This window comes from Pseudonocardia sp. Ae717_Ps2 (assembly GCF_001932475.1).
GTDB lineage: Bacteria > Actinomycetota > Actinomycetes > Mycobacteriales > Pseudonocardiaceae > Pseudonocardia.
The window spans coordinates 2608150-2630704 of record NZ_MCIS01000001.1 but is presented as its reverse complement, the minus strand read 5'-3'; the positions used below and the strand labels follow the sequence as shown (position 1 = coordinate 2630704).

Sequence of the window (22555 nt, the reverse complement as noted above, 5' to 3'; positions counted from 1 at the left end):
GGGACGTGGACCACTCCCCGTTCGGCGACGACCCCACCGGCGGACCACTGGACGGCGTGCTGGTGGCCGACTTCTCCCGCGTGCTCGCCGGGCCCTACGCCACGATGATGCTGGCCGACCTCGGCGCGACGGTGATCAAGGTCGAGGGCCCGGGCGGCGACGACACACGCACCTGGAAGCCCCCGGTGGTCAGCGACCCCGAGCAGGGCGAGATCTCCACCTACTACCTGTCCATCAACCGGAACAAGCGGTCGGTCGTGCTCGACCTGACCGACCCGGGCGACCTCGCGGCGGCACGGGAGCTGGCGCGGCGGGCCGACGTCGTCGTCGAGAACTTCCGGCCGGGCGGTGCGGCGCGGTTCGGGCTGGACCACGACAGCGTCGCCCGCGACAACCCCGGGGTCGTGTACTGCTCGATCACCGGGTTCGGGGCCCACGGCGGCGCCCACCTGGCCGGCTACGACCTGCTGGTCCAGGCGGTGTCCGGGCTGATGAGCCTGACCGGCGACGCCGACGGTCCCCCGTTCCGCGCGGGGGTCGCGGTCTTCGACGTCCTGACCGGGCTGCACGCGGCACTCGCGGTCAGCGCGGCGCTGCGGCACCGCGAGCGGACCGGGCAGGGCCAGCTGCTGGAGACCAACCTGCTGTCGGTCGCGATGTCCACCCTGGTCAACCAGAGCGAGGCCTACGTCGCCGCCGGCGCGGTCGGCCGCCGGATGGGCAACGCCCACCCCAGCGTGTTCCCCTACCAGCCGATGCCCACCGCGGACGGCGACCTCATCGTCATCGCCGGCAACGACGGCCAGTTCCGCAAGCTCGCGACCGTCCTCGGCGACCCGGCCATGGCGCAGGACCCGCGCTTCGCGACCATGTCCGACCGGATCGGCCACCGCGAAGAGATCGAGCAGCGGCTGCGCGCCCGCCTCGCCACCCGCACCGCCCAGGAGTGGTACGACGCGATCACCGCCGCCGGCGTGCCCTGCGGCCCGATCAACACCGTCGACGGCGGTGTCGCCCTCGCCGAGGAGCTCGGGCTCGACCCGGTCGTCCGGGCCGACGACGCCGCCGCGATCCCGACCGTCCGCAACCCGGTCGGCTGGTCGGCCACCCCGCCGTCCTACCGCCGCTCTCCCCCGCCACTCGGGGCCGACTCCGCCGAGGTCCGGGCCTGGCTCGACCGCGACGGATGACCCCGCTATCGGATAGTGTCAGTATCCATAGCCCGCCGCACGAGGGAGTGGACCGATGGCGCCCTACACCCGCACGACCAACCAGCCGACCGAGGACCAGGTCGTCGTGTTCCTGATCGGGATGCGCTTCAACCGGCCCTGGAAGGTCCGGGCCTGACTCCCGGTCGTGACCGCGATGGCCGGGATGCTGCGCGAGCTGGAACGGGAGCCCGCCCACGGGCTGCTCGGGACCCGCTCGGGGATCGGCCCCGGCGGTCCGCTGCTCGTCCAGTACTGGCGCGACCGCGAGTCCCTCTACGCCTACGCGAGCGACACCACGGCGACGCACCGGCCGGCCTGGGCCGCGTTCAACCGGCGGGCCCGCCGCTACCCCGGGGCCGTCGGCATCTGGCACGAGACCTTCGTCGCCGGGGAGTTCGAGACCGTCTACGGGGACATGCCGGCATCGGGGCTGGCGAAGGCGCTGGGGGTCCGGGAGGTCGACGCCGCGACCGACGACGGACGCCGCAGGCTGGACGCCTCCCGGCACGCCACCTGACCCTCCTGTTGCGGCCCGCAACACCCCGCCGGAGGATCGGCGGATGAGTTCGGGGGCAGGGACGGCGAAGCGGCCGTCGCAGTGGGCGATCTGGTTCTTCGGGGCACTCGGCGGGATCCTGTGGGGGTACGACACGGGCGTCATCTCCGGGGCGATCCTGTTCATCCCCGACGACATCCCGCTGTCCTCACTGGAGCAGGGCACCGTGGTGTCCGGGCTGCTCGTCGGCGCGATGCTCGGGGCGGGTGTCTCCGGCAAGCTCGCCGACACCCTCGGCCGGCGGCCACTGATCCTGCTCGGCGGCATCGTGTTCGTCGTCGGCACGCTCGGCGCGGCCCTCGGGGTGAACGTCGCGATGCTCGTCGGGTTCCGGTTCGTGATGGGCGTCGGCGTCGGGATCGTGTCGGTGGTCGTGCCGATGTACCTGTCCGAGCTGGCCCCGGCCCGGATCCGCGGGCGGCTCACCTCGCTCATGCAGCTGCTGGTGACCGTCGGGATCTTCCTCGCCTACGTGGTCGACTACGCCTTCGCCGACGCCCGGGACTGGCGCTGGATGATCGGGCTCGGCGTGATCCCCGCGGTCGTCCTCGCGATCGGCATCTACACCCAGCCGGAGAGCCCCCGCTGGCTGGTCGCACACGGACCCGGCAGTGACGAGGACGGTGTCACCACGGCCCGGGCCGTCCTGGAGCGGCTGCGCGGCACCCCGGAGGCGGCCGAGGCCGAGCTGTCGGAGATCCGGGAGAGCGTGCGCGTCGAGCGCGAGCACACCGAGAAGGTCGCGATCGGCACGCTGTTCTCCCCGCGGCTGCGGCGGCTGACCCTGATCGGGATGCTCCTGGTGTTCTTCCAGAACTTCGTCGGCATCAACACGATCATCTACTACGCGCCGACCCTGCTCACCGACGTCGGGTACGGGGCGACCGACGCGATCGGCGCCAACGTCGCCATCGGCGCGGTGAACATGCTGATGACGCTGCCCGGGATGTGGCTGATCGACCGCGCCGGGCGACGCCCGCTGCTGCGGTGGGGCGCGGTCGGCATGTGCCTGGCGATGATCGTCCTGGCGGTCACGAACCTGGTCGGCCTGGAGCAGGGACCGCTGCTGCTCGGCCTGACGCTGGCCGGGATCGTCGTCTACATCGCCTCGTTCTCGATCTCCTGGGGCCCGGTGCAGTGGGTGCTGCTGCCTGAGCTGTTCCCGCTGCGGGTCCGCGCCGGCGCGGTCGCGTTCTGCGTGACGTTCAACTGGCTGTTCAACATGACCGTCGCGCTGCTGTTCCCGTCGCTGCTCGAGGCGTTCGGGGCGGGCTGGAACTTCCTGTTCTTCGCGGTGACGACGGCCGCCGCCTACCTGTACGCGACGAGGCTCCTACCGGAGACCAAGGGCCGCAGCCTCGAGGAGATCGAGAAGGACCTGGCGGGCCCGGTCACCGCATGACCGGCGGGACGTGCGCGGTGACCTCCGGGGCGTCGTACCGGTACCGCTCGACGGCGACCGCGCACAGCTGACCGCTGCAGCCCTGCGCGAAGCTCGACGTCCCGCGGTCGCGGGTCACGGCGTTCGGGTTGCCGTGCACGCAGAGGCCGTCGTCGCCGAACTCGGGACGGTCCGGGTCGGGGCGCGGGTCCCACCACGCCCCGGTCGGCAGCTGCAGCACGCCGGGCCGGATGTCGTCGGTGACCCGCGCCGCGGCCAGGCAGGCACCGCGGTCGTTGTGGATGCGGACGACGTCGCCGTCGCCGATCCCGAGCCGGGCGGCGTCGTCGGGGTGGATGCGCACGACCTCGCGCCCGGAGCGTTTCGCCCCGGCCGAGTGGGCGCCGAAGTCGAGCTGGGAGTGCAGCCGGGTCGCCGGCTGGTTGGAGACCAGCCAGAACGGGTGCCGGTCGTCGGGGACCTCGGTCGGCTCGATCCACGCGGGGTGGCCGGGGTGGTCGGGCAGCCCGAGCGCGGCGATCGGGCCGGACCCGAGCTGGACGCGGCCGGACGCCGTCGGCAACGGGTGCCGGGCGGGGTCGGCGCGGAAGCGGCCGAGCATCCCGCCGTCGTCGGGACGCCGGGGCAGCTCCAGCTCGCCGCGCTCCCAGAACTCCTCGAACGACGGCGCGTCGAGTCCCCGGTCGGCCAGGCCCTTGCGGGTGCGGTCGTACATGTGGACCAGCCACTCGTGCGACGTCCGGCCCTCGGTGAAGGCCTCGCCGTGCCCGAGCCGCGCGGCCAGGTCGGCGAGCACGTCGTAGTCGTCGCGGGCCTCGCCGTGCCGGGGCACGAGCTGCTTCATCGCGACGACGAGCGGGTCGGAGCTGGTGGCGCCGATGTCGTCTCGTTCCAGGGTCGTCGTCGACGGCAGCACGACGTCGGCGTGCCGCGCCGTCGCCGTCCACATCGGGTCGTGCACGACGAACGTGTCGAGCTCGGCGACCGCGCGCCGCAGCCGACGCAGGTCCTGGTGGTGGTGGAACGGGTTGCCCCCGGCCCACCACGCCATCCGCACGTGCGGGTAGGTGTCGTCGACGCCCCGGTATGAGTAGGTCTCCCCCGGGTGCAGCAGCATGTCCGCGACCCGTGCGACCGGGATGAACGAGGTCACCGGGTTCGGCGCCCGGGAGAACGTGGGCACCGGCACCGCGTTGCGCGGGCGCCCGTAGTGCCCGAGCGACCCGAGGCCGTAGTTGAAGCCGCCGCCGGACAGGCCGATCTGGCCGAGCACCGCGGCGAGGGCCGTCCCGCCCCACACCGGCTGCTCGCCGTGCTCGGCACGCTGCAGCGACTGCGCGACGGTGACCAGGGTGCGGCCGTGCGCCATCCGCCAGGCCAGCTCCCGGATCGTCGCGGCCGGGATGCCGGTGATGTCCTCGGCCCACCCCGCGTCGCGCGCCGGGGCGGCGAACAGGTACTCGCGCAGCCGGTCCCAGCCGTCGCAGTGCGAGGCGAGGAAGTCGGTGTCGGCCCGCCCCGCCTCGACGATCGTGTGCATGAGCGCCAGCATCAGGGCGACGTCGGTGCCTGGCCGGATCGGCAGCCAGGTGGCGTCGAGGGCCTCGGGCAGGTCCGGGCGCAGCGGGCTGACCAGCACGAACACCGCGCCCCGTTCACGCGCGGCGCGCATCGCCCCGCGCTCGACGTGCCGGCTGACCCCGCCCGCGGCGATCGCGGAGTTCTTCAGCGCCATCCCGCCGAACGCGACGACGGTGTCGGTGTGCGCCGCGACCTGGTCCCAGGTCACCGCGTAGCGGGTCACCGCGTCGAAGGTGCCCAGCACGTGCGGCAGGACCACCTCGGCGGCACCGCCGGAGTAGGTGTTGACCGAGCGGGTGTAGCCCCCGGTCAGCGCCAGGAACCGGTGCAGCTGGCTCTGCGCGTGGTGGAACCGCCCGGCCGACGCCCAGCCGTAGGAGCCGCCGTAGACGGCCTCGTCGCCGTGGGTGGAACGGACCCGGTGGGTCTCCTCGGCGAGCCGGTCGAGCACGGCGTCCCAGGACACCGTGCGATAGCCGTCGCGCCCGCGGCCGGGGTCACGACCGGGGCCCCGGTCCCACCAGCCGCGGCGCACCGCCGGTGCGGCGACCCGGGCGGCGTGCCCGACGGCCGCGGGGACGTTGTCCAGCACCGGCGACGGGTCCGGGTCGCCGGGGTGCGGGCGGACCCGCAGCCTGCTGCCGTCCCAGCGGGCGTGGAACACGCCCCAGTGCGCGCTGTGGGTCCTCACGTTCTCGGTCACCACGGCCCACCGTAACCCGCACGAACCCGCATGCGGAGGCCTGCATACGGGAACGCCTGCCGCATGACGACGACCGCGGAACTGCTGACCGACCACGTCGGCCGGATCGACGAGCTCGTGCGCGAGGTGGTCGACGGCCTGTCCGAGGCCGACCTCGCCCGCCGCCCGGAGGGTGCGGACGGCCCCGGCAACCCGATCGGCTGGCTGGTGTGGCACCTGCTGCGGGTGCAGGACGACCACGTCGCCGAGGCCTTCGACGCCGAGCAGGTCTGGACCGGCGAGGGCTGGGCCGAGCGGTTCGGCCTCGACCTCGACCCCGCCGACACCGGGTTCGGGCACACCTCGGCGCAGGTCGACGCCGTGCGGACGACCGCCGACCTGCTGACCGGCTACGGCGCGGCGGTGCACGAACGCACCGTCGGGCACCTCGCGGGCCTCGCCGACGAGGACCTGTCGCGCGTCCTGCCGCCCACCTGGGGGGAGAACGTGACCCTCGGCGAACGCCTGGTCAGTGTGGTCGGCGACGACCTCCAGCACGCCGGTCAGGCGGCCTATCTGCGCGGGCTGCTGGGAGTGTGACCCCGCCCGCCACCTAGGCTGGCTCCGATGGCCACCGCACCCGCACGCGTCCCCGACCTGACCGCTCTCGCCCTGCTCCGCGACATCGCCTGCTCCGGGAGCATGGCCACAGCGGCCGAGGGGCTCGGGCTGACGGTGCAGGCCGCGTCGGCGCGGATCCGGGCCGCCGAACAGCAGGCCGGCGGGCCGGTGCTCGAACGCGGCCGGCGGGGGCGCCGGTCGAGCAGCCTCACCACCCGCGGCGTCCTGCTCGTGGAGTGGGCGGGCCCGCTGCTGGCCGCCGCGGCCGACCTGGACGTCGCGGTCGCGGCCCTGCGCGACGAGCCGGCCGGGGAGGACGCGGTCGTCCTGGCGGCGAACCCGGTGGTCGCGGAGTGTCTGCTGCAGGGCTGGCTGGTCGAGCTGCGCGACGGCCCGGGCGGGCGGGTCGTGCTGCGTGACACCGCGGACCCCGCCGCGGCGGTCCGGTCCGGTGACGCGGCCGTCGGTGTGGTGTCCACGCCCGGCCCCCTGGAGGACCTGCACGCGGCGACGGTGGCGTCGGACCCGCTGGTGCTCGTCGTCGCCCCCGGGCACCCGTGGTCCGCGGTCGACGGTGTCGACGCCACGGAGCTGGCGGGTACCCCGCTGCTCACCCGGCCGCCCGGTGCCGGAGCCCGGCCCGCGCTGGAGGCCGCGCTCGACGCCGCCGGTGCCGGTGAGCTCGCTGCGCCGCGTCGCGAGTACGCCGCGGACGCCGCCCTGCGTGCCGCCGTCCGCGCCGGCGCGGGCCCCGCGGTGCTGGGGCGTGCGGTGGTCGCCGCCGACGTCGCGGCCGGGTCCCTGGTCGTCGTCGACGTCCGCGGCCTCGACCTGACCCGGGAGTTCCGTGCCGTCTGGCGGGAGGGCACCTCCCCCCGCGGCACCGCCCGTGACCTGCTGCGCATCGCCACCGGCGGCCGCATCCGCTGACCCGGCCGCCGTCTCCCGGCGCGCTCAGCCGGCCACGGCGGTGAGCAGCGCGTGCCCGGCCAGCGCCGCCGCGACACCGACGACGGCACTGGCCGCCGCGTAGCCCACGGCGAGCGCGGTACGACCCCGTTCGAGCAGCGACAGCGTCTCCCAGCCGAAGGTGCTGTAGGTGGTGAACGCCCCGCAGAACCCGGTGCCGAGCAGCGCGGCGAACCCCGCCCCGGCCGACGGGGTCAGCGCCACCACCGCACCCAGCACGAACGACCCCACCACGTTGATCACCCAGGTGCCCCACGGGAACGCCGACGGCGTCCGCGCCTTCACCGCGGTGTCGACCAGGTAGCGCAGTGGCGCCCCGACGGCCGCACCGAGGGCGACGAGCAGCGCCGTCATGGGGCTCCGCCCCCGGCGAGCGCGCGGGTCAGGCTCGCGCCGAGCGCCGTCGCGGCGACGGCGAGCACCGGGGTGCCGACCATCAGCGCGAGCGACCCCGGTGACCCGAACGCCGGCGCGGCGACGTCGACGGCGTAGGTGGAGAACGTCGTGTACCCGCCGAGCACCCCGACCCCGAGGGCCGGTCGGACCAGCGGGTGGGCGGAGAACCGCCCGGTGACCAGCACCATCAGCATCCCCATGAGCAGGCAGCCGGTGACGTTGATGATCAGCGTCGTCCACGGTGCCGGCGGGCCGACGAGCCCGAGCAGCCAGCGCACCTCGGCGCCCACCACCCCGCCGGCGGCGACGGCCGTGAGCACCGCCGGCCGGCCGGGCGCGCTCACGACGCGGCCTCCGCCCGGGCGGCGCGGCGCGGCGTGGGGAGGCCGATCGCGGCCGCGACCAGGCAGGCCACCGCCCCCAGCGCGAGCCCGCCGCGACCACCCCACTGCTCGCTGACCCAGCCGGCGATCGGGCCGCCGATCGGGGTGGAGCCGAGGAAGGCCACCGACCACAGCGCCATCACCCGCCCCCGCATGTGCGGGGCCGAGGCCAGCTGCAGCGTCGAGTTGCCGCCCGCCATGAACGCGACGCTGGCCATCCCGACCAGCCCCATCGCGACCAGCGCGACCCACAGCGACGGCGCAATCGCGGCGAGCCCCATGACCAGGCCGAACAGCAGCGCGGTGCGCACCAGCATCGGCACCCCGGTGCGCCCGTTCCCGGCGACGACGAGCCCCCCGACGACCGCGCCGACACCCATCGCGCCGGTCAGCCAGCCGTAGGTGCTCGCGTCGCCGCCGAAGGTCTGCGAGGCCACCACCGGCAACACCACCGGGAACTCGTAGGCCAGGCAGCCGATCAACGCCATCATCACCAGCGGGACCCGCAGCTCGGGGTTGTCCCGCACGTGCGCGAGTCCCTCGCGCAGCTGCCCGGGCGCCCGCGGCGCCGGCGCGGTGGGCACGAGCGCGGAGGTGTCCAGGCGCAGCAGCGAGGTCACGACGGCGACGAAGCTGACCGCGTTGACCGCGAAGCAGATCCCGGTCCCGCCCGCGACGATGACCAGCCCGGCGACCGCGGGACCGACCGCGCGCGCGGCGTTGACCAGGACCGAGTTGAGGGTGACGGCGTTGCGGAGGTCGTCGGGGCCGACGAGCTCGTGCACGAAGGTCTGCCGGGCCGGGTTCTCGACGGCCTTGTTCAGCCCGAGCACCGCGGCCAGCACGTAGACGTGCCAGAGCGCGACGGTGCCGGTGAGGGTGAGCACGGCGAGCGCGGCGGCCTGCAGGCCCATCATCGTCTGCAGGCCGATCATCAGCCGTCGCCGGTCGAGCCGGTCCACCCACACCCCGGCGTAGGGCCCGAGGAGCAGCGTGGGCACGGTCTGGACGGCGACGACGGTACCGAGCACGGCCGCGGACCCGGTCAGCTCGTAGACCAGCCAGGACTGGGCGATCGACTGCATCCAGGTGCCGACCAGGGAGATCGACTGACCGCCGACCCAGAGCCGGTAGTTGTGGCCGGACAGCGACGCGAAGGTCCGGGCGAGCGCCCGCCGGGGTGCCTGGTCCGGGCCGGCGGTCACCGTGCGTCCCGCAGGGCCGCGGCGAGCGCGTCGAGCGCGGGCAGCGCGGCCCGCAGCCGTGCGGCGTGGTCGGGGGTCAGGGCGTCGACGTGTGTGCCGAGCAGACGGGTGCGTTCCTCGCGGCGTCGGCGGTGCTCGGCCGCGCCCGCCTCGGTGACCGCGACGCGCACGGCGCGGCCGTCGTCGGGGTCGGTGTCGCGGACGAGCAGCCCCGCGGCTTCCAGCTTGCCGGCCAGACGCGACAGCATCGTGGGGTTGACGCCCTCGACGGTGGCGAGCTCCCCCATCCCGATCGGGCCGCGGACGGCGACGGTGCCGAGCACCGACAGGGCGCTGCGGGTGAGGTCGGAGCCGCGGGTGGCCCGGTCCAGGCCCCGGGCGATCCGGGCCAGGTCCGTGCGCAGCCGCGCCAGCTCGTCGGGGTCGAGGCCGCTCATGCACACTCCATATGATTGCCTGTCGGCAAGCATATACCCGTGCAACGATCCGCGCCGCGGCGCGGACGCGTGGTGCGGCCCCGGTCAGGCCGAGGCGGCCCCGGCCTCCGACGCCCGGAGGCGGGAGGCGAGCCGCTGCAGGTCGTCCCGGAGGCGGAACAGCTCGTCCGTCGACATGCCGGTGGCCTTGATGACCTCGTCCTGTGCGGCGGCGGCCTGGTCCCGCAGCGCCTTGCCCTTCTCGGTGAGCGACACCTGCACGGTGCGCTCGTCGTCCGGGCGACGGGCGCGGGTGACCAGCCCGCGGCCCTCCAGCCGGGTCAGCATCGGCGACAACGTGCCGCTGTCGAGGAACATGCGCTCCCCGAGTTCCCGCTGGGGCACCGTCTCCTCGACCCACAGCACGAGCAGGACCGCGTACTGGCTGTAGGTCAGCCCGATGGCGTCGAGGATCGGGCGGTAGCACCCGGTCATCGCGCGGGACGCCGAGTGGAGCGCGAAACAGAGCTGCTCGTCGAGCGCCAGCGGCGCCACGGTTCCGGGCTCGGTCATTCCCACAGGGTATGCGTTCGGCGTCGGGAGTACATCCGAGCCCGCGGGATCCGGCGTGCCGCGACGGCCCGCCGGGGTGGCCGCGACGAGGAACGGGTCCGGGGTGCGACCACCCCCGAAGCGGTCGCACCCCGGACCCGGGGCCCACGGACCGGAAGGCTCCCCAGCGCCCGGTCCGTGCAGGAGTTCGTGTCGTGCGTTCGTGGCCCCAGGATTCCCCGGCCGTGCGCGGTTCAATCGCAAACAGGTCCGGTTCACCCGCACCGCCCAGTGCCGGCGCGCACCGTGGCCCGGTCGTCGGCACCGCGCTACGACAACGGGGTGACAGCGGGGTGACGGCGGACCGCTACGACGGTGGTACGGCGACCACCGGTGCCGGGAACGTCTGCACGGTCCGGGCGAGGATGCCCAGGGTCGCCCTGAGCGACGCCGCGGAGATCACCGGGAACAGGTCGGAGTCGCGGTACTGCGGGTGGATGTCGGACCAGTCGCACCACGAGACGACCCGGGTGCCGCCGCCATCGGCCTGGTCGACCGGCTCCAGCCGGTAGCCGTACACGTGGCCGACCGGCGGGCGCATGACGCCGACGATGGTCCAGGAGATCTCGCGGTCCGGCACGTAGCTCGCGATGTGCACGGTGACGTCGTAGCGCCCCATCGGACGGTCGCCGAGCGACTCGCGGTCCATGTGCACGACGAAGGTGTCCCCGGCCGCCGAGACCGGTTCGCCCTCGGCCGACATCAGCATGCCGGAGCTGTCGATGGCCACGTGCCCACGCGGGTCACGGAGCACGGCGAAGATCTCGGCCGGGCTCGCGTCGACGATGCGGGAGGTCTCGATCCGCTGGTCGCTCATGGAACCGATCATGCCCCGTCCCGGCCGGTACGGCCCGGGACGGAGCACGACGGTCGCGGGCTCAGGCGGCGGGACCGACCGGGAAGCGCAGGACGGCGCCGACACCGTCGGTGAGCGAGACCTCGTCGTCCGGGTGGACCAGCACGACGGCAGCATCGGTCGCGGCGGCCGCCCGGACGAGCACGTTCGCGGCCGGGCCGGACAGCACCGGGGTGTCACCGACGAGCTCGTCGGCCTTCTCCCCCACTGCCGCCGGGTCGGTCCCGGCGACCAGCTCGGTCCCGGGCACCGCGGACGGGTCGACCAGCAGCGTCTCGACGGCGTGCGCACGGGTGGCCCCGACGACGTCGCCGAGCCCGGTGACGGCGAGCCCGTCGTCGCGGCCGGAGGCGGTCGCGAAGCCGGCGACGGCCTCGCCGCGGCGGGCCTCGCGGACCTCGTCGGCCGCGGCGCGGACGGTGTCGTCGACCTGCTCGGGCGCCGTGCCGCCGGTGTTCTCGATCTCGGCCATGATCCCGGCCGAGGCCGGCGGGAGCTCGTCGCGCAGGCGGGCCCGGGACTCCGCGTCCCCGGCGACGACGAGCAGGTCCGCGTTGCCGCCGCGGACGACCTTGTCGACCCGCTCGGCGACGGCCCGGGCGTTGCGCTTCCAGGTCTCCTCGACCCGGGCGTCCGCGGAGCCCTCGCCGGGGCCTGCGACGTTCGCCTTGTGGACCGGGCCGCCGGAGTCGGTCGACACCTCCTCGACGGTGCCGTCGACGCCGCGGATCCGACCGCCGGTCCGGTCGAGCGCGACGACGACGGTCGCCACGTCCTCCCCCACCGCGCCGAGCACGCCCAGCAGGTCCGGGACCGCACCCCAGGTCGCGGTCCCGCGCTCGGGCGGGACCTCGGTGTGCCGGTCGAGCAGCACCCGCGTCGCGTCGGCGACCAGTACCCGCCCGGCCGTGCCGTCGGGGGCGTCGGCGGCGGTCACGGCCTCGTCGAGGACGGCGAGCGCCGAGGAATCGGCGCCGGAGTCGGCGAGGCGCTCACGCAGGTCGCGCCAGCGCAGGCGGTACTGCTCGGTCGCGTCGGCGGTGTCGTGCGTGGCGTCGAGCACGACGGTCGCGAAGGGGCCGTCGCTGTCGTTCAGGGCTCGGATCCAGTCGGTACGCATCGACCGCCGCCTTCCCGGCACACCGGTCGGCAAACGTCGCGCGGCGGCTCAGGTCGACCACGCGTCGGCGGCGTCGGCGAGAGCGTCGGCGACCCCGCGGGGCAGCGGTCCCAACCCGCGGTCGGCGGCCGAGAGCGCCCCCGTGACCCGGCCGTCGTGGCGGAGTGCGACCGCGACGGCGACCGCCCCGGGCAACAGGGCGCCGCTCGCCCCGCGTTCGAACCCGTCGGTGCGGATCCGTGCACAGGTGTCGAGCAGCGCGGCGGCGGCGCCGGGGTCGCCGTCGTGCGCGGCCAGCGCCACCCGCTTGCGCTCGGCCGGGGCGAGGTGGGCGAGCAGGACCCGGCCGGCAGCGGTGTCGGGCAGCGGCGCGCGGACCCGGGCGGACAACGCCACGTCGAAGCTCTCGTCGGCGCCGGCCCAGTCGAGGTAGACGGCGTCGTCGCCGATCCGGGCGGCGAGGAGCACGGGCAGGCCGGTGTGCCGGGCCAGCTGGTCGAGTGCCTCGTGCGGGATCGCCGGGACGGGTGGTTCTCCCGCTCTCGCCGCGAGCATCCACGGCGCGGGCCCCAGGGTGTAGCGACGGTCGCGTTCGTCGAGGTAGCCGGTGGCGACGAGACCGTCGACGAGCTTCTGCACCGAGGACACCGGGGCACCGACGCGCCGGGCCAGCGCGGAGAGGGTGCTGCCGTCGGGGCGGCGCGCGGCGGCTTCGAGCAGACCCGCGACCCGGTCCACCGTCCGGTGGTGCTTACGCATATGGGTAAGGGTAGCTCGCAGGAGCGAGAGAAGTTAGCCATGCTCATGGAGAACGTGATCGCGGACCGACCGGAGGGAGCACGACATGGGTGGCGCACTGGACGGGCTGCGGGTGATCGACCTGGCCTCGGTGGTCATGGGCCCCTACGCCTGCCAGATCCTGGGTGACCTGGGCGCGGAGGTGATCAAGATCGAGCCGCCGGCCGGGGACATGACCCGCCGGACGCTGCCCCAGCGCCACCCCGGCATGGGTGCGCTCGCGCTGAACGTGAACCGCAACAAGCGCTCGGTCGCCCTCGACCTCAAGACCGACGCCGGGCGGGCCGTGCTCGACGATCTGCTCGACACCGCCGACGTGCTCGTCACGAACATGCGCCCCGGTGCGCTGGAGCGGCTCGGGCTCGATCCCGGGCGGGTCGCCGAACGCTTCCCGCGTCTGGTTCAGGTGCGGGCGCAGGGCTTCCGCAGCGACTCCGAGCTGGCCGACCGGGCCGCCTACGACGAGATCGTGCAGGCGTCCTCGGGGGTGGTGGACCTGATGCGGCGGGCGACCGGCACCCCGTCGTACGCGCCGACGATCCTCGCGGACAAGGTGTGCGCGCTGACCATCGCCTACTCCACGCTGGCCGCGGTGATCCACCAGCGGGCCACCGGTGAGGGGCAGCTGGTCGAGGTCCCGATGACCGACACGCTGCTCGCGTTCAACCTGGTGGAGCACCTGTCCGGGCACACCTTCGTGCCCGCGGAGGGCCCGACCGGGTTCAACCGGTCGATGGCGGCCGGGCACGAGGCCGTCGCGACGAAGGACGGCTGGGCGTGCATCCTGCCCTACACCCCGCGCAACATCGCGGACTTCTTCGCCGCGGCCGGCCGTGAGGACCTGGCCGCCGACGAGCGGTTCGCCACCTCGCCGGCGATGGCGGCGCACCAGCCCGAGCTGTACGCACTGATCGGCGAGCTCGCCCCGCAGCGCACCACCGACGAGTGGGCGGCGCTCTGCGCCGAGCACTCGATCCCGTTCGCGCCGGTGCTCGCCGTCGACGACGCCGAGACCGACCCGTACGTCACCTCCGGCGGCCTGCTGACCGAGGCCGAGCACCCCACCGAGGGCCGCTACCGCTCGATCGGCTTCCCGGTCCGGCTCTCGGCCACCCCGGCCGGGATGCGCACCCCCGCCCCCGCGCTCGGTGCCGACGGCGCCGCGGTGCTGCGCGAGCTGGGGCGCACCGAGGACGAGATCGACGCGCTCGTCGCCGAGGGGGTGTTGGTCCGATGAGGGCCGCCGACGTCCTCGCCGCCGGGACCACCCCGCTCACCGCGCCGGCGTTCCCGCCCGGGGCACACCGGTTCACCGACCGCGAGTACCTCAACGTCGTCTACCGCACCGACCCCGACGCGTTCCGCCACGCCCTGCCCGAGCCGCTGGTGGCCGGTGACCCGCTGGTCCGGTTCGAGGTCATGCACATGGGCGACGTCGACGGGTTCGGCCCCTACACCGAGTCCGGTCAGGCGCTGGCCTGTTCCTTCGACGGCGAGCAGGGCGAGTACCTGCACGGGATGTGGCTGGACAACTCGCCGGCCACCTTCGCCGGGCGCGAGCAGAGCGCCTATCCCAAGGCGTTCGGCACCCCGAGGCTGGCCGTGGAGGACGGCGCGCTGGTCGGGACCCTGCACAAGGGGTCGCTGCCGGTCGCCGTCGCCACGATGGCCTACCAGCACGCCCCGCTCGACCCGGCCGAGGCCGCCGCGCAGATCGGCGTCCCGACGTTCATGGTCAAGCTCGTCCCCGGCCGCTCCGGCCCGGTCGACGCCCGCCTGGTCCGCACCCGGATCACCGACCTGACCGTGAAGCGCGCCTTCACCGGCCCGGCGCGGCTGCAGCTGTTCCACCACGTCCTCGCACCGCTGGCGGACCTGCCGGTGCGCGAGGTCGTCTCCGCATCGCACGTGCTCACCGACCTCACCCTGGCGCCGGTCGAGACCGTGCACGACTACCTGGAGCGCTGACATGAGGATCACCGAGATCGGCGCCGGCACGATCGGCGTCTCCTGGACGGTGCTGCTGGCCGCGGCCGGGCACGACGTCGTCGTCACCGACCCGCGGCCGGACCTGGCCGACGTCGTCGAGACCGGGGTGGCGCGCTTCGGCTCGCCGGACCTGCTCGACCGGGTCGTGTGCGAGCCCGACCTCGCCGTCGCCGTCGCGGGCGCCGACGTCGTCCAGGAGCAGGGCCCGGAGGACCTGGCGGTCAAGCGGGAGATCTGGGCGACGGTGGCGGCGCACGCCCCTGCCGGGGCGCTGCTGCTCAGCTCCACCTCCGGGATCCTGCCCAGCGACATCGCCGCCGAGCTGCCCGACGACGCCGCCGCGCGGCTGCTGGTGGCGCACCCGTTCAACCCGCCGCACGTGCTGCCGCTCGTCGAGCTCGTCGCCGGGCGGCGGACCGGGCGGGACGCCGTCGAGCGGGCCGCGGTGTTCCTGCGCGGCGTCGGCAAGGACCCGGTCGAGATCCACAAGGAGGTGTACGGCTTCGTCGGGAACCGGCTCCAGTCGGCGCTGTTCCGCGAGGCCGTGTCCCTGGTCCGCGACGGCGTGGTCTCCCCCGCCGAGCTCGACCGCGTCGTCACCGGGGCGCTCGGCCCGCGCTGGGCGACCGGCGGGCCGTTCCTGTCCTTCCACCTCGGCGGCGGTGACGGCGGCCTGCGCCACCTGCTCGAGCACCTCGGCCCGGGCATGGCGCGCCGCTGGGCCGACCTGGGGAACCCCGCACTCGACGCCGACACCGTCGAGGCGATCAGCAGCGCCACCGAGGACGCCTACGGCCCCAGCCGCGAGGCACTGACCACCGGACGCGACCGCGCCGAGACCGCCGTGCTCGCCGCCCGCGACGACATTCTGGAGCAGTCATGACCGCACCTCTGCCCGCCGACCTCTTCGGCTACGTCGACCTGCTCGGCCCGCAGGAGCGGGAGATCCTCGCCCGGGTCCGCGAGTTCGCCGAGACCCGGATCGCCCCGATCGCCGACGACTACTGGGACCGCGCCGAGTTCCCGTACGAGCTCATCCCCGGCTTCGCCGAGCTCGACGTCGTCGGCCTGGCCCGGGAGTGGCCGGACCGGCCCGCGTACTCGCGGCTGCTCACGTCGTTCGTGTCGATGGAGCTGTCCCGCGTCGACCCCTCGATGGCGACCTTCTTCGGCGTGCACGCCGGGCTCGCGCTCACCTCGATCGACCTGTGCGGCTCGGAGGAGCAGAAGCAGCGCTGGCTCCCCGCCATGCGGCGGATGGAGCTGATCGGGGCGTTCGCGCTGTCCGAGCCGCACGGCGGTTCCGACGTCGCGGGCGGGCTGGAGACCACCGCGCGGCGCGAGGGGGACGGCGCCGACGCGGTGTGGGTGATCGACGGCGCGAAGCGCTGGATCGGCAACGGCACCTTCGCCGACCTGGTGGTCGTGTGGGCGCGCGACGTGACCGACGACCCCACCGGCGGCCCGGTGAAGGGCTTCGTCGTCGAGAAGGACATGCCCGGCTTCACCGCGACGAAGATGGAGGGCAAGCTCGCACTGCGCTCGGTGCAGAACGCCGACCTCACCTTCGACGGTGTGCGGGTGCCCGAGGCGAACCGGCTGCCGGGCGCGGAGTCCTTCCGCGACACCAACCGGGTGCTGCGGGTGACCCGCGGCGGGGTCGCCTGGAACGCGGTCGGCGCGATGGCCGGGGTGTACGAGCTGGCCCGCGACTACGCCGTCGAGCGCGTCCAGTTCGGGCAGCCGATCGCGTCGTTCCAGCTGGTGCAGGACCATCTCGTGTCGATCCTGGGCGACGTCGTGGCCTCGCTCGGGATGGCGGTCAAGGTCGCGCAGATGCAGGACGACGGCACCTTCCGCGACGAGCAGGCGGCCCTGGCCAAGCGGCAGGCGACGATCATGCTGCGCGACGCCGTCGCGCGGGCCCGGGAGGTGTTCGGCGGCAACGGCATCCTGCTGGAGAACAAGGTCGGCCGCTTCTTCAACGACGCCGAGGCCCTCTACTCCTACGAGGGCACCAAGGAGATCAACACCCTGGTCGTGGGGCGTGCGGTCACGGGGATCGGGGCGTTCGTGGGGCGGAAGCCGGCGAAGCACTGAGCCGGCTCCTCGGCACGGCCGGCGAAGCACTGAGCCGGCCCCTCGGCACGGCCGGCGAAGCACCGAGCCGGCCCCTCGGCACGGCCCGTGGAGCACCGACAAGCGCCACGGCGTCGCGCAGGGCCCGCAGCCCGGCGACGACGGGGTCGGCATCGGGCAGCGCCGCGAGGTGGGCGTCGACGCACTCCCGGTAGAGCCCCGCCAGGTGGTCGGTCAGCAGCGACCAGGCGGCGACCCGGTCGCCGAGCGTCCCGCCGCGCCACCGCAGGGCCGCGGTCACCAGAGCGCCGTGCTCGCCGTCGTAGGACGCGACGGCGGCGTCGTTGCGGCCGATCTCCCCGGTCGTGAGGGTGTGCAGGAACCGGACGGGGAACAGCACCGTCTTGGTGACCGCCCGCGGCCCGCGGGACAGCAGTGCCGCCGGGTCGGCGATCCCGGCGAGCCAGGCGTCGTCGACCCGCTCGACGAGGAACCCGGCCGAGCCGCGGACCAGCTCGTCGTGGGTGGGTCGCACGGCGCCGTCACGCACGTCGGTGCCGTGGCGCAGCACCCCGGAGTCGAGCAGGTCGAGCCGGTCGACGGCGGGCAGCCGGGCCGGCCGGTCACCGGGGCCGTGGCGGACGGTGTGCGGGTCGGCCCAGAACACCGAGAGCCGCTCGGCCAGCCCGTCGGTGCCCGCGGCGGCGTCCCGCGCCGCGGCGACGACGTCGTGCACCCGCGACGCCGTGCCGCCGCCGGTCTCCGACAGCACCAGGGCCAGGTCGACGTCGCTGACCGCGGGGGCGAACCCTCCGTGCGCGAGGCTGCCGAGGGTGTAGGCCGCCACCAGGTCGTCACCGAACTCCCGGCGGGCCGCGTCGGTCGCCGCGCCCAGCACCGCCTCGCCCCGAGCGTCGTCCGTCACCGGTCCAGCCTGCCACGCGGGACCGGTCGGCGACCGCCGGGCGAACCGGGGCGCCCTCCCGGCCCCCCGGCGTTGCGCACGTCCGGCTCCCGGGGAGGATCACCGACGTGCTCTACATCGGACCGGTGGAGATCCCCGGGTCGGACGACCACGAGGGTTTCGTCAGCGCGGACACCGCCGACGGTCGCGCGACGGGGATCTGGGCCGACGCGCGTCGCGCACCGGCCGTCGCCTACCGCGCGGCCTGCGAGTGCGGCTGGCGTGACGACGTGGCGTACGTGCCGGGCCCGTGCGGCCACTCCGCGGCGCTGCGCGCGTTCGTGGACCACCACTTCGTGCCGGTCACCGGCGTCCGGGCGCTCGACCCGGCGCGGCACTTCCTCCCGGCGTGGTCGGCCGTCGTGGGCGTGCGGGCACTCGCACCTGCGATGGCGTGAACGCCCGGTTCGTACACCTGCGGCCGGTTCGGCAGACTGGAAGAATGACCGTCCCACACCGCCACGCCGCACCCGACGCCGTCCGCTCCACGCCCGTCCTGGCCCTGCGGGTGCTCGCCACCGCCTCGGTCGTGGTCCTGGCCTGGCAGTTCGTGACAGCCGCCGGCCTGTTCACCGGCGGCGACGTCGGTCCGCACGGCGCCGGGGCGATCGTGCTGCACGTCGTCACCGGGCTCGCCGCGGCGGCCGCGGTGTGGCTGCGGGTCGTCACGGCCGGGTCGTGGTGGCCGTCCGTGCTCGCCGTCGCGGTCTTCGCGTTCACCTTCGTCCAGGCGTGGTTCGGGAGCATCCCGGGCCTGGTCGTGCACGTGCCCGGGGCGATGGCGCTGGTCGCCGGATCGGTGTGGCTGGCCGCGTGGTCGTTCCTCCGCGCCGGCTGACCGGCCCGGGTCGGTGACGGGGGTCACCCGAACCATGCGGACGCGTCCGTCCGAACACTACCGGGGTGGTCCGTCCGGTTCGGCGCGCGCGATGACGGTACCCCCCATACCCTCGACAGGACCCGGCCCGGCGGCGCCCTCGGCTCCCGACCGGGTCCGGACGCCGACGTCCGGCCGCCCACCACCCCAGGCGACCCGACGGGAGGCCGCGTGACGTCCGTGAAGAGCACGTCGGTGACGACCACGTCCGTGCAGACCGGCTCTGTGAAGACCACCTCCGTGCAGACCAGACAGCCCGGGCGCCCCGAGCTCGTCCCCACCCATCCGGGCTGGGCGGAGGAGATCCGCGACCGGGTCCGTGAGCAGGTCGCGGAGACGGTGCGCCGTCGCTGCGCCGAGCACGTCCACTCGATGCGCGGGGCGGACGTCGTGACCGGGGTGCTGAGCGACTTCGTCGGTCGCGGCAAGTACCTGCGCTCGATGTTCGGCTACCTGGGCTGGCGGGCCGCCGCCCCGGACTCCCCCGCCGCGCTGGCCGCGGTGTCCGGGCTGGAGCTGCTGCACGCGTTCGCGCTGCTGCAGGACGACGTCATGGACCGCTCGCAGCTGCGTCGCGGCCGGCCGACGGTGCACGTCCAGCTCGCTTCCTGGCATCGCGGCCAGGGCATGTCCGGCTCCGCGGAGCGGTTCGGCGAGTCCGGCGCGGTCCTGCTGGGCGACCTGTGCCTGGTCTGGGCCGAGCAGGCGATGCGCGAGAGCGGGCTGCCGCGCGCCGCGCTGGACCGCGGCTGGCCACGCTACGACGAGATGCGCTCCGAGCTGGCCGTCGGCCAGTTCGCCGACCTGCTCAACGAGGCCCGCCGCGTCCCCACCCTCGACGAGGTGATGGACGTGCTGCGTCGCAAGTCCGGCAACTACACCGTGCGCCGCCCGCTGGAGCTCGGTGCCGCGATGGCGGGCGCCGGGCCGGAGCTGCTCACCGCCCTCGGCGACTACGGGACGATGGTCGGCGAGGCCTTCCAGATGCGCGACGACGTGCTGGGCGTGTTCGGCACCGACGCCACCGGCAAGACCGCGGGCGACGACCTGGCCGAGCGCAAGGCCACCAGCCTGGTCGTGCTGGCCCGCGAGGTCGCCGGGCCGGCCACCCGGGACACACTCGACGCGTTGCTGCACGGCTCCGACGAGACCGACGGTCCGGACGACGTCGCCGCGGCGCGGGTCGCGATCGAGTCCACCGGCGCCCGCCGCCGCATCGAGGAGCTCATCGCCACCCGGGTGCAGGGCGCGCTGCGGCTGGTGGACGGTGCGGTCGACGGCGGGCTGCTCGGCGACGACGTCGCCGCGGTGCTGCGGGGGATGGCCGTGCGCTGCGCCGACCGGGTCTCCTGACCGGGCCCGCCCCGCGAACGGCTGCGGTGCACCAGGATGCGACCCGACGCGCCGGGCGCCGTGGGCGGTCCTAGGCTCGCGGACATGGCCGACCGTTCCCCGTCCCGCCCCGCCCGCCCCGGAACCGTCGGCCGTGCGGGTCTGCCGCGCGAGCAGGTGCCGTCGCACTTCGACGACGGCGCAGCCGACTACGACCGGCTGGTCGGGATGAACCCCGGCTACCACGACCACCTGCGCGCCTCCGCGGCCCGGATGCGGCTGCCCCGGGACGGCGCCGGACTGCGGCTGCTCGACGCGGGCTGCGGCACCGGGGCCTCCACCGCGGCACTGCTCGGGGTCGCCCCGCGCGCCGAGATCGTCGCCGTCGACGCCTCGGCCGGGATGCTGGAGCGCGCCCGCACCAAGCCGTGGCCGGCGTCGGTGCGGTTCGTGCACTCCACCGCCGAGGCCCTCGCCGAGAACGGGGTCGAGGGCCCGTTCGACGGGATCCTCGCCGCCTACCTGCTGCGCAACCTGGACGACCCGGACGCCCAGCTGCGCCGCTTCCACGACCTGCTGCGCCCCGGTGGGGTGCTCGCGCTGCACGAGTACTCGGTGGCCGACTCGCCCCGCGCCCGGCTGTCCTGGCACGCGGTCTGCTGGGGGATCATCGTGCCGCTCGGCCGGATGACCACCGGTGAGACCGCGCTGTACCGGCATCTGTGGCGCAGCGTGAACACCTTCGACGGCATCGGCCGCCTGCGCGACCGGGTCCGCGGCGCCGGGTTCGACGCCGTGCACTCCGAGACCATGACCGGCTGGCAGAACGGCGTCGTGCACACCGTGCTCGGGACGCGGTCGTGACCGCCCGCCCGACCGACCCGCGCCGGGTCCGCCACGAGCCCGCCGGCGGCCTCGGCGACGCCGGGCAGCTGGGGCGGCGACCGCGGGTGGTCGTCGTCGGCGGCGGGATCGCCGGGCTGGCCGCGGCGACCGGGCTCGCCGAGCGCGGGGTCGTCGTCGAGCTGCTGGAGCGCGAGCCCTACCTGGGCGGGCGGGTCGGCGGCTGGTCGGAGCCGCTGCCCGACGGCACCCCGGTGTCGATGAGCCGCGGCTTCCACGCGTTCTTCCGCCAGTACTACAACCTGCGCGCGCTGCTGCGCCGGGGCGACCCCGGGCTGGAGCGGCTGGTGCCCCTGGAGGACTACCCGCTCGTCGACGCCGACGGGCGCCGGGACACCTTCCGCGGACTGCCGCGCACCCCGCCGTGGAACGCGGTGCTGTTCGCCCTGCGCAGCCCCACCTTCCGCCCGTCGGACCTGCTGCGCCTCGACGCCCGCGCCGCCGCGCCGCTGGCCGCGGTCAGCGTGCCCGGCATCTACGAGGCGATCGACCACGTCGACGCGCAGAGCTTCGTCGAGTCGATCAACTTCCCGCCCGCGGCCCGGCACCTGGCGTTCGAGGTGTTCTCCCGCAGCTTCTTCGCACCGCCCTCGACCATGTCGGCCGCCGAGCTCGCGACGATGTTCCACATCTACTTCCTCGGCTCCTCCGAGGGCCTGATGTTCGACGTGCCCGACGCGGGCTTCGACACCGCGCTGTGGGAACCGCTGCGCCACTACCTGACCACCCGCGGCGTCACGTTCCGGACCGGGGTCACGGTCTCCTCGGTCGAACGATCCCCGGCAGGACGCTCCCCGGCGGACGGTGTCGGCAGTGGACGGTTCCACGTGAATCATCACGACGGCGGCGGCACCGGCGGCAGCAGCGAGGCGGACGCGGTCGTGCTGGCCCCGGACGTGCGCGGGTTGCGCGACATCGTCGCCGCCTCCCCCAGTCTGGGCGACCCCGTCTCGGCCGTCGACGGGCCGGACGCGCTCGCCCGCTGGCGCGCCGACGTCGCCGCGCTGGGCAGCGCCCCGCCGTTCCTCGTGCAACGGCTGTGGCTCGACCGGCCCGTCGACGCCGCCCGCCCGCCGTTCCTCGGCACCGGCGGGCTCGACCCGCTCGACAACATCTCCGTGCTGGACCGCTACGAGCGCGACGCCGCGGGCTGGGCGGCCCACCACGGCGGGTCCGTCGTGGAGCTCCACGCCTACTCCGCGGCGCCGCCGCCGGGCACGGGCGAGGACGCCTGGACCGCCGAGCTGCGCCGTCGCACGGTCGCCCGGCTGCACGAGCTCTACCCCGAGACCGCGGGTGCCGGGGTGGTCGGCGAGCTGGTGCAGTGGCGGGCGGACTGCCCGATGCTCGGCATCGGCGACTTCGCGCGGCGGCCCACGGTCGCCACCCCCGTCGACGGCCTGGTGCTGGCCGGCGACGGCATCCGGATCGACCTGCCCGTCGCGCTCATGGAGCGGGCGGCGAGCACAGGCTGGCAGGCGGCGAACCGGCTGCTCGCCGGCTGGGGTCTGGCCGGCCACCCCCTCGAGACCGTCCCCACCAGCGGCCGCCTCGGCCCGCTGCGGCGCGCCGCCGAGTACGCGATGCGCACCTGACCTCCGAA

At 74.9% G+C, this 22555-nt stretch carries 25 protein-coding genes; 15 read left to right on the top strand and 10 right to left on the bottom strand.

Annotated elements, in window-relative coordinates; all coding sequences use genetic code 11:
• The first annotated feature begins 5 nt into the window (after positions 1-5).
• Genes Ae717Ps2_RS12255 through Ae717Ps2_RS12245 form a run of 4 tightly spaced genes read left to right on the top strand, consistent with a single transcriptional unit; the run spans position 6 to position 3169 of the window.
• On the top strand, positions 6-1190 hold the full coding sequence (locus Ae717Ps2_RS12255; protein WP_075333395.1) for a CaiB/BaiF CoA-transferase family protein: 1185 nt from the start codon (positions 6-8) through the stop codon (positions 1188-1190).
• A 55-nt stretch (positions 1191-1245) separates the two neighbouring features.
• Complete coding sequence (locus Ae717Ps2_RS38990; protein WP_233147535.1) at positions 1246-1347, top strand: DUF4188 domain-containing protein; 102 nt, start codon at positions 1246-1248, stop codon at positions 1345-1347.
• A 9-nt stretch (positions 1348-1356) separates the two neighbouring features.
• Positions 1357-1728 (top strand): monooxygenase family protein, encoded by a 372-nt coding sequence (locus tag Ae717Ps2_RS12250; RefSeq protein WP_198932172.1) that lies wholly within the window; start codon positions 1357-1359, stop codon positions 1726-1728.
• A gap of 43 nt (positions 1729-1771) precedes the next feature.
• Positions 1772-3169: a sugar porter family MFS transporter gene (locus Ae717Ps2_RS12245; RefSeq protein ID WP_075306534.1), complete on the top strand. Its 1398-nt coding sequence runs from the start codon at positions 1772-1774 to the stop codon at positions 3167-3169.
• Here Ae717Ps2_RS12245 and Ae717Ps2_RS12240 read toward each other — a convergent pair.
• Positions 3159-5453, bottom strand: a complete 2295-nt coding sequence (locus tag Ae717Ps2_RS12240) for a molybdopterin-dependent oxidoreductase (RefSeq protein WP_233147534.1) — start codon at positions 5451-5453, stop codon at positions 3159-3161. The genes Ae717Ps2_RS12245 and Ae717Ps2_RS12240 overlap by 11 nt on opposite strands.
• A gap of 63 nt (positions 5454-5516) precedes the next feature.
• On the opposite strand from Ae717Ps2_RS12240, the gene Ae717Ps2_RS12235 reads away from it, so the two are divergent.
• Entirely contained in the window at positions 5517-6032 is a 516-nt protein-coding gene (locus tag Ae717Ps2_RS12235) for a DUF664 domain-containing protein (RefSeq protein ID WP_075306536.1), read from the top strand.
• Between the two features lie 27 nt (positions 6033-6059).
• Entirely contained in the window at positions 6060-6983 is a 924-nt protein-coding gene (locus tag Ae717Ps2_RS12230; RefSeq protein WP_075306537.1) for a LysR family transcriptional regulator, read from the top strand.
• Between the two features lie 24 nt (positions 6984-7007).
• Here the strand turns inward: Ae717Ps2_RS12230 and crcB are convergent, their stop codons facing one another.
• The 8 genes from crcB to Ae717Ps2_RS38230 form a co-directional block, all read right to left on the bottom strand.
• Entirely contained in the window at positions 7008-7376 is a 369-nt protein-coding gene (crcB, locus tag Ae717Ps2_RS12225) for a fluoride efflux transporter CrcB (RefSeq protein WP_075306538.1), read from the bottom strand.
• Positions 7373-7762 carry a CrcB family protein gene (locus Ae717Ps2_RS12220; protein WP_233147533.1) on the bottom strand — a complete coding sequence of 130 codons (390 nt, stop codon included), beginning with the start codon at positions 7760-7762 and terminating at the stop codon, positions 7373-7375. The genes crcB and Ae717Ps2_RS12220 overlap by 4 nt, the downstream gene beginning before the upstream one ends.
• On the bottom strand, positions 7759-9006 hold the full coding sequence (locus tag Ae717Ps2_RS12215) for an MFS transporter (RefSeq protein ID WP_075333393.1): 1248 nt from the start codon (positions 9004-9006) through the stop codon (positions 7759-7761). The genes Ae717Ps2_RS12220 and Ae717Ps2_RS12215 overlap by 4 nt, the downstream gene beginning before the upstream one ends.
• A complete protein-coding gene (locus Ae717Ps2_RS12210; protein ID WP_020626519.1) occupies positions 9003-9443 on the bottom strand; it encodes a MarR family winged helix-turn-helix transcriptional regulator in 441 nt (146 codons plus the stop codon). The genes Ae717Ps2_RS12215 and Ae717Ps2_RS12210 overlap by 4 nt, the downstream gene beginning before the upstream one ends.
• 84 nt (positions 9444-9527) lie before the next feature.
• Positions 9528-9995, bottom strand: coding sequence for a MarR family winged helix-turn-helix transcriptional regulator (locus Ae717Ps2_RS12205; protein WP_075306540.1), 468 nt, complete (start codon positions 9993-9995; stop codon positions 9528-9530).
• 346 nt (positions 9996-10341) lie between these two features.
• A complete protein-coding gene (locus Ae717Ps2_RS12200; RefSeq protein ID WP_020626521.1) occupies positions 10342-10851 on the bottom strand; it encodes an SRPBCC family protein in 510 nt (169 codons plus the stop codon).
• Between the two features lie 61 nt (positions 10852-10912).
• Positions 10913-12010, bottom strand: a complete 1098-nt coding sequence (locus tag Ae717Ps2_RS12195; RefSeq protein WP_075333392.1) for a hypothetical protein — start codon at positions 12008-12010, stop codon at positions 10913-10915.
• Between the two features lie 48 nt (positions 12011-12058).
• On the bottom strand, positions 12059-12769 hold the full coding sequence (locus tag Ae717Ps2_RS38230) for an IclR family transcriptional regulator (RefSeq protein ID WP_083695894.1): 711 nt from the start codon (positions 12767-12769) through the stop codon (positions 12059-12061).
• 85 nt (positions 12770-12854) lie between these two features.
• On the opposite strand from Ae717Ps2_RS38230, the gene Ae717Ps2_RS12185 reads away from it, so the two are divergent.
• From Ae717Ps2_RS12185 to Ae717Ps2_RS12170, 4 genes are read left to right on the top strand one after another with little or no spacing between them, the layout of a single operon-like run.
• A complete protein-coding gene (locus tag Ae717Ps2_RS12185) occupies positions 12855-14045 on the top strand; it encodes a CaiB/BaiF CoA-transferase family protein (RefSeq protein WP_075333391.1) in 1191 nt (396 codons plus the stop codon).
• Entirely contained in the window at positions 14042-14776 is a 735-nt protein-coding gene (locus tag Ae717Ps2_RS12180) for an acetoacetate decarboxylase (RefSeq protein WP_075306544.1), read from the top strand. Before Ae717Ps2_RS12185 ends, Ae717Ps2_RS12180 begins: the two co-directional genes overlap by 4 nt.
• A 1-nt stretch (position 14777) precedes the next feature.
• Entirely contained in the window at positions 14778-15680 is a 903-nt protein-coding gene (locus tag Ae717Ps2_RS12175) for a 3-hydroxyacyl-CoA dehydrogenase NAD-binding domain-containing protein (protein ID WP_075306545.1), read from the top strand.
• A complete protein-coding gene (locus tag Ae717Ps2_RS12170) occupies positions 15677-16897 on the top strand; it encodes an acyl-CoA dehydrogenase family protein (protein WP_075306546.1) in 1221 nt (406 codons plus the stop codon). The genes Ae717Ps2_RS12175 and Ae717Ps2_RS12170 overlap by 4 nt, the downstream gene beginning before the upstream one ends.
• On the opposite strand, the gene Ae717Ps2_RS12165 is transcribed toward Ae717Ps2_RS12170, so the two are convergent.
• On the bottom strand, positions 16851-17801 hold the full coding sequence (locus Ae717Ps2_RS12165; protein WP_075333390.1) for a hypothetical protein: 951 nt from the start codon (positions 17799-17801) through the stop codon (positions 16851-16853). The two genes, Ae717Ps2_RS12170 and Ae717Ps2_RS12165, sit on opposite strands and share 47 nt — an antisense overlap.
• 107 nt (positions 17802-17908) lie before the next feature.
• Between Ae717Ps2_RS12165 and Ae717Ps2_RS12160 the strand changes: the two genes are divergently transcribed.
• The 5 genes from Ae717Ps2_RS12160 (at position 17909) to Ae717Ps2_RS12140 (ending at position 22547) form a co-directional block, all read left to right on the top strand.
• Positions 17909-18238 (top strand): hypothetical protein, encoded by a 330-nt coding sequence (locus tag Ae717Ps2_RS12160; protein WP_020626529.1) that lies wholly within the window; start codon positions 17909-17911, stop codon positions 18236-18238.
• Between the two features lie 44 nt (positions 18239-18282).
• A complete protein-coding gene (locus Ae717Ps2_RS12155) occupies positions 18283-18678 on the top strand; it encodes a hypothetical protein (protein ID WP_075306548.1) in 396 nt (131 codons plus the stop codon).
• 210 nt (positions 18679-18888) lie between these two features.
• Positions 18889-20070 (top strand): polyprenyl synthetase family protein, encoded by a 1182-nt coding sequence (locus tag Ae717Ps2_RS12150; RefSeq protein ID WP_233147532.1) that lies wholly within the window; start codon positions 18889-18891, stop codon positions 20068-20070.
• A gap of 84 nt (positions 20071-20154) precedes the next feature.
• On the top strand, positions 20155-20913 hold the full coding sequence (locus Ae717Ps2_RS12145) for a class I SAM-dependent methyltransferase (RefSeq protein WP_083702343.1): 759 nt from the start codon (positions 20155-20157) through the stop codon (positions 20911-20913).
• A complete protein-coding gene (locus Ae717Ps2_RS12140; protein WP_075333389.1) occupies positions 20910-22547 on the top strand; it encodes an FAD-dependent oxidoreductase in 1638 nt (545 codons plus the stop codon). Before Ae717Ps2_RS12145 ends, Ae717Ps2_RS12140 begins: the two co-directional genes overlap by 4 nt.
• Positions 22548-22555 lie beyond the last annotated feature (8 nt).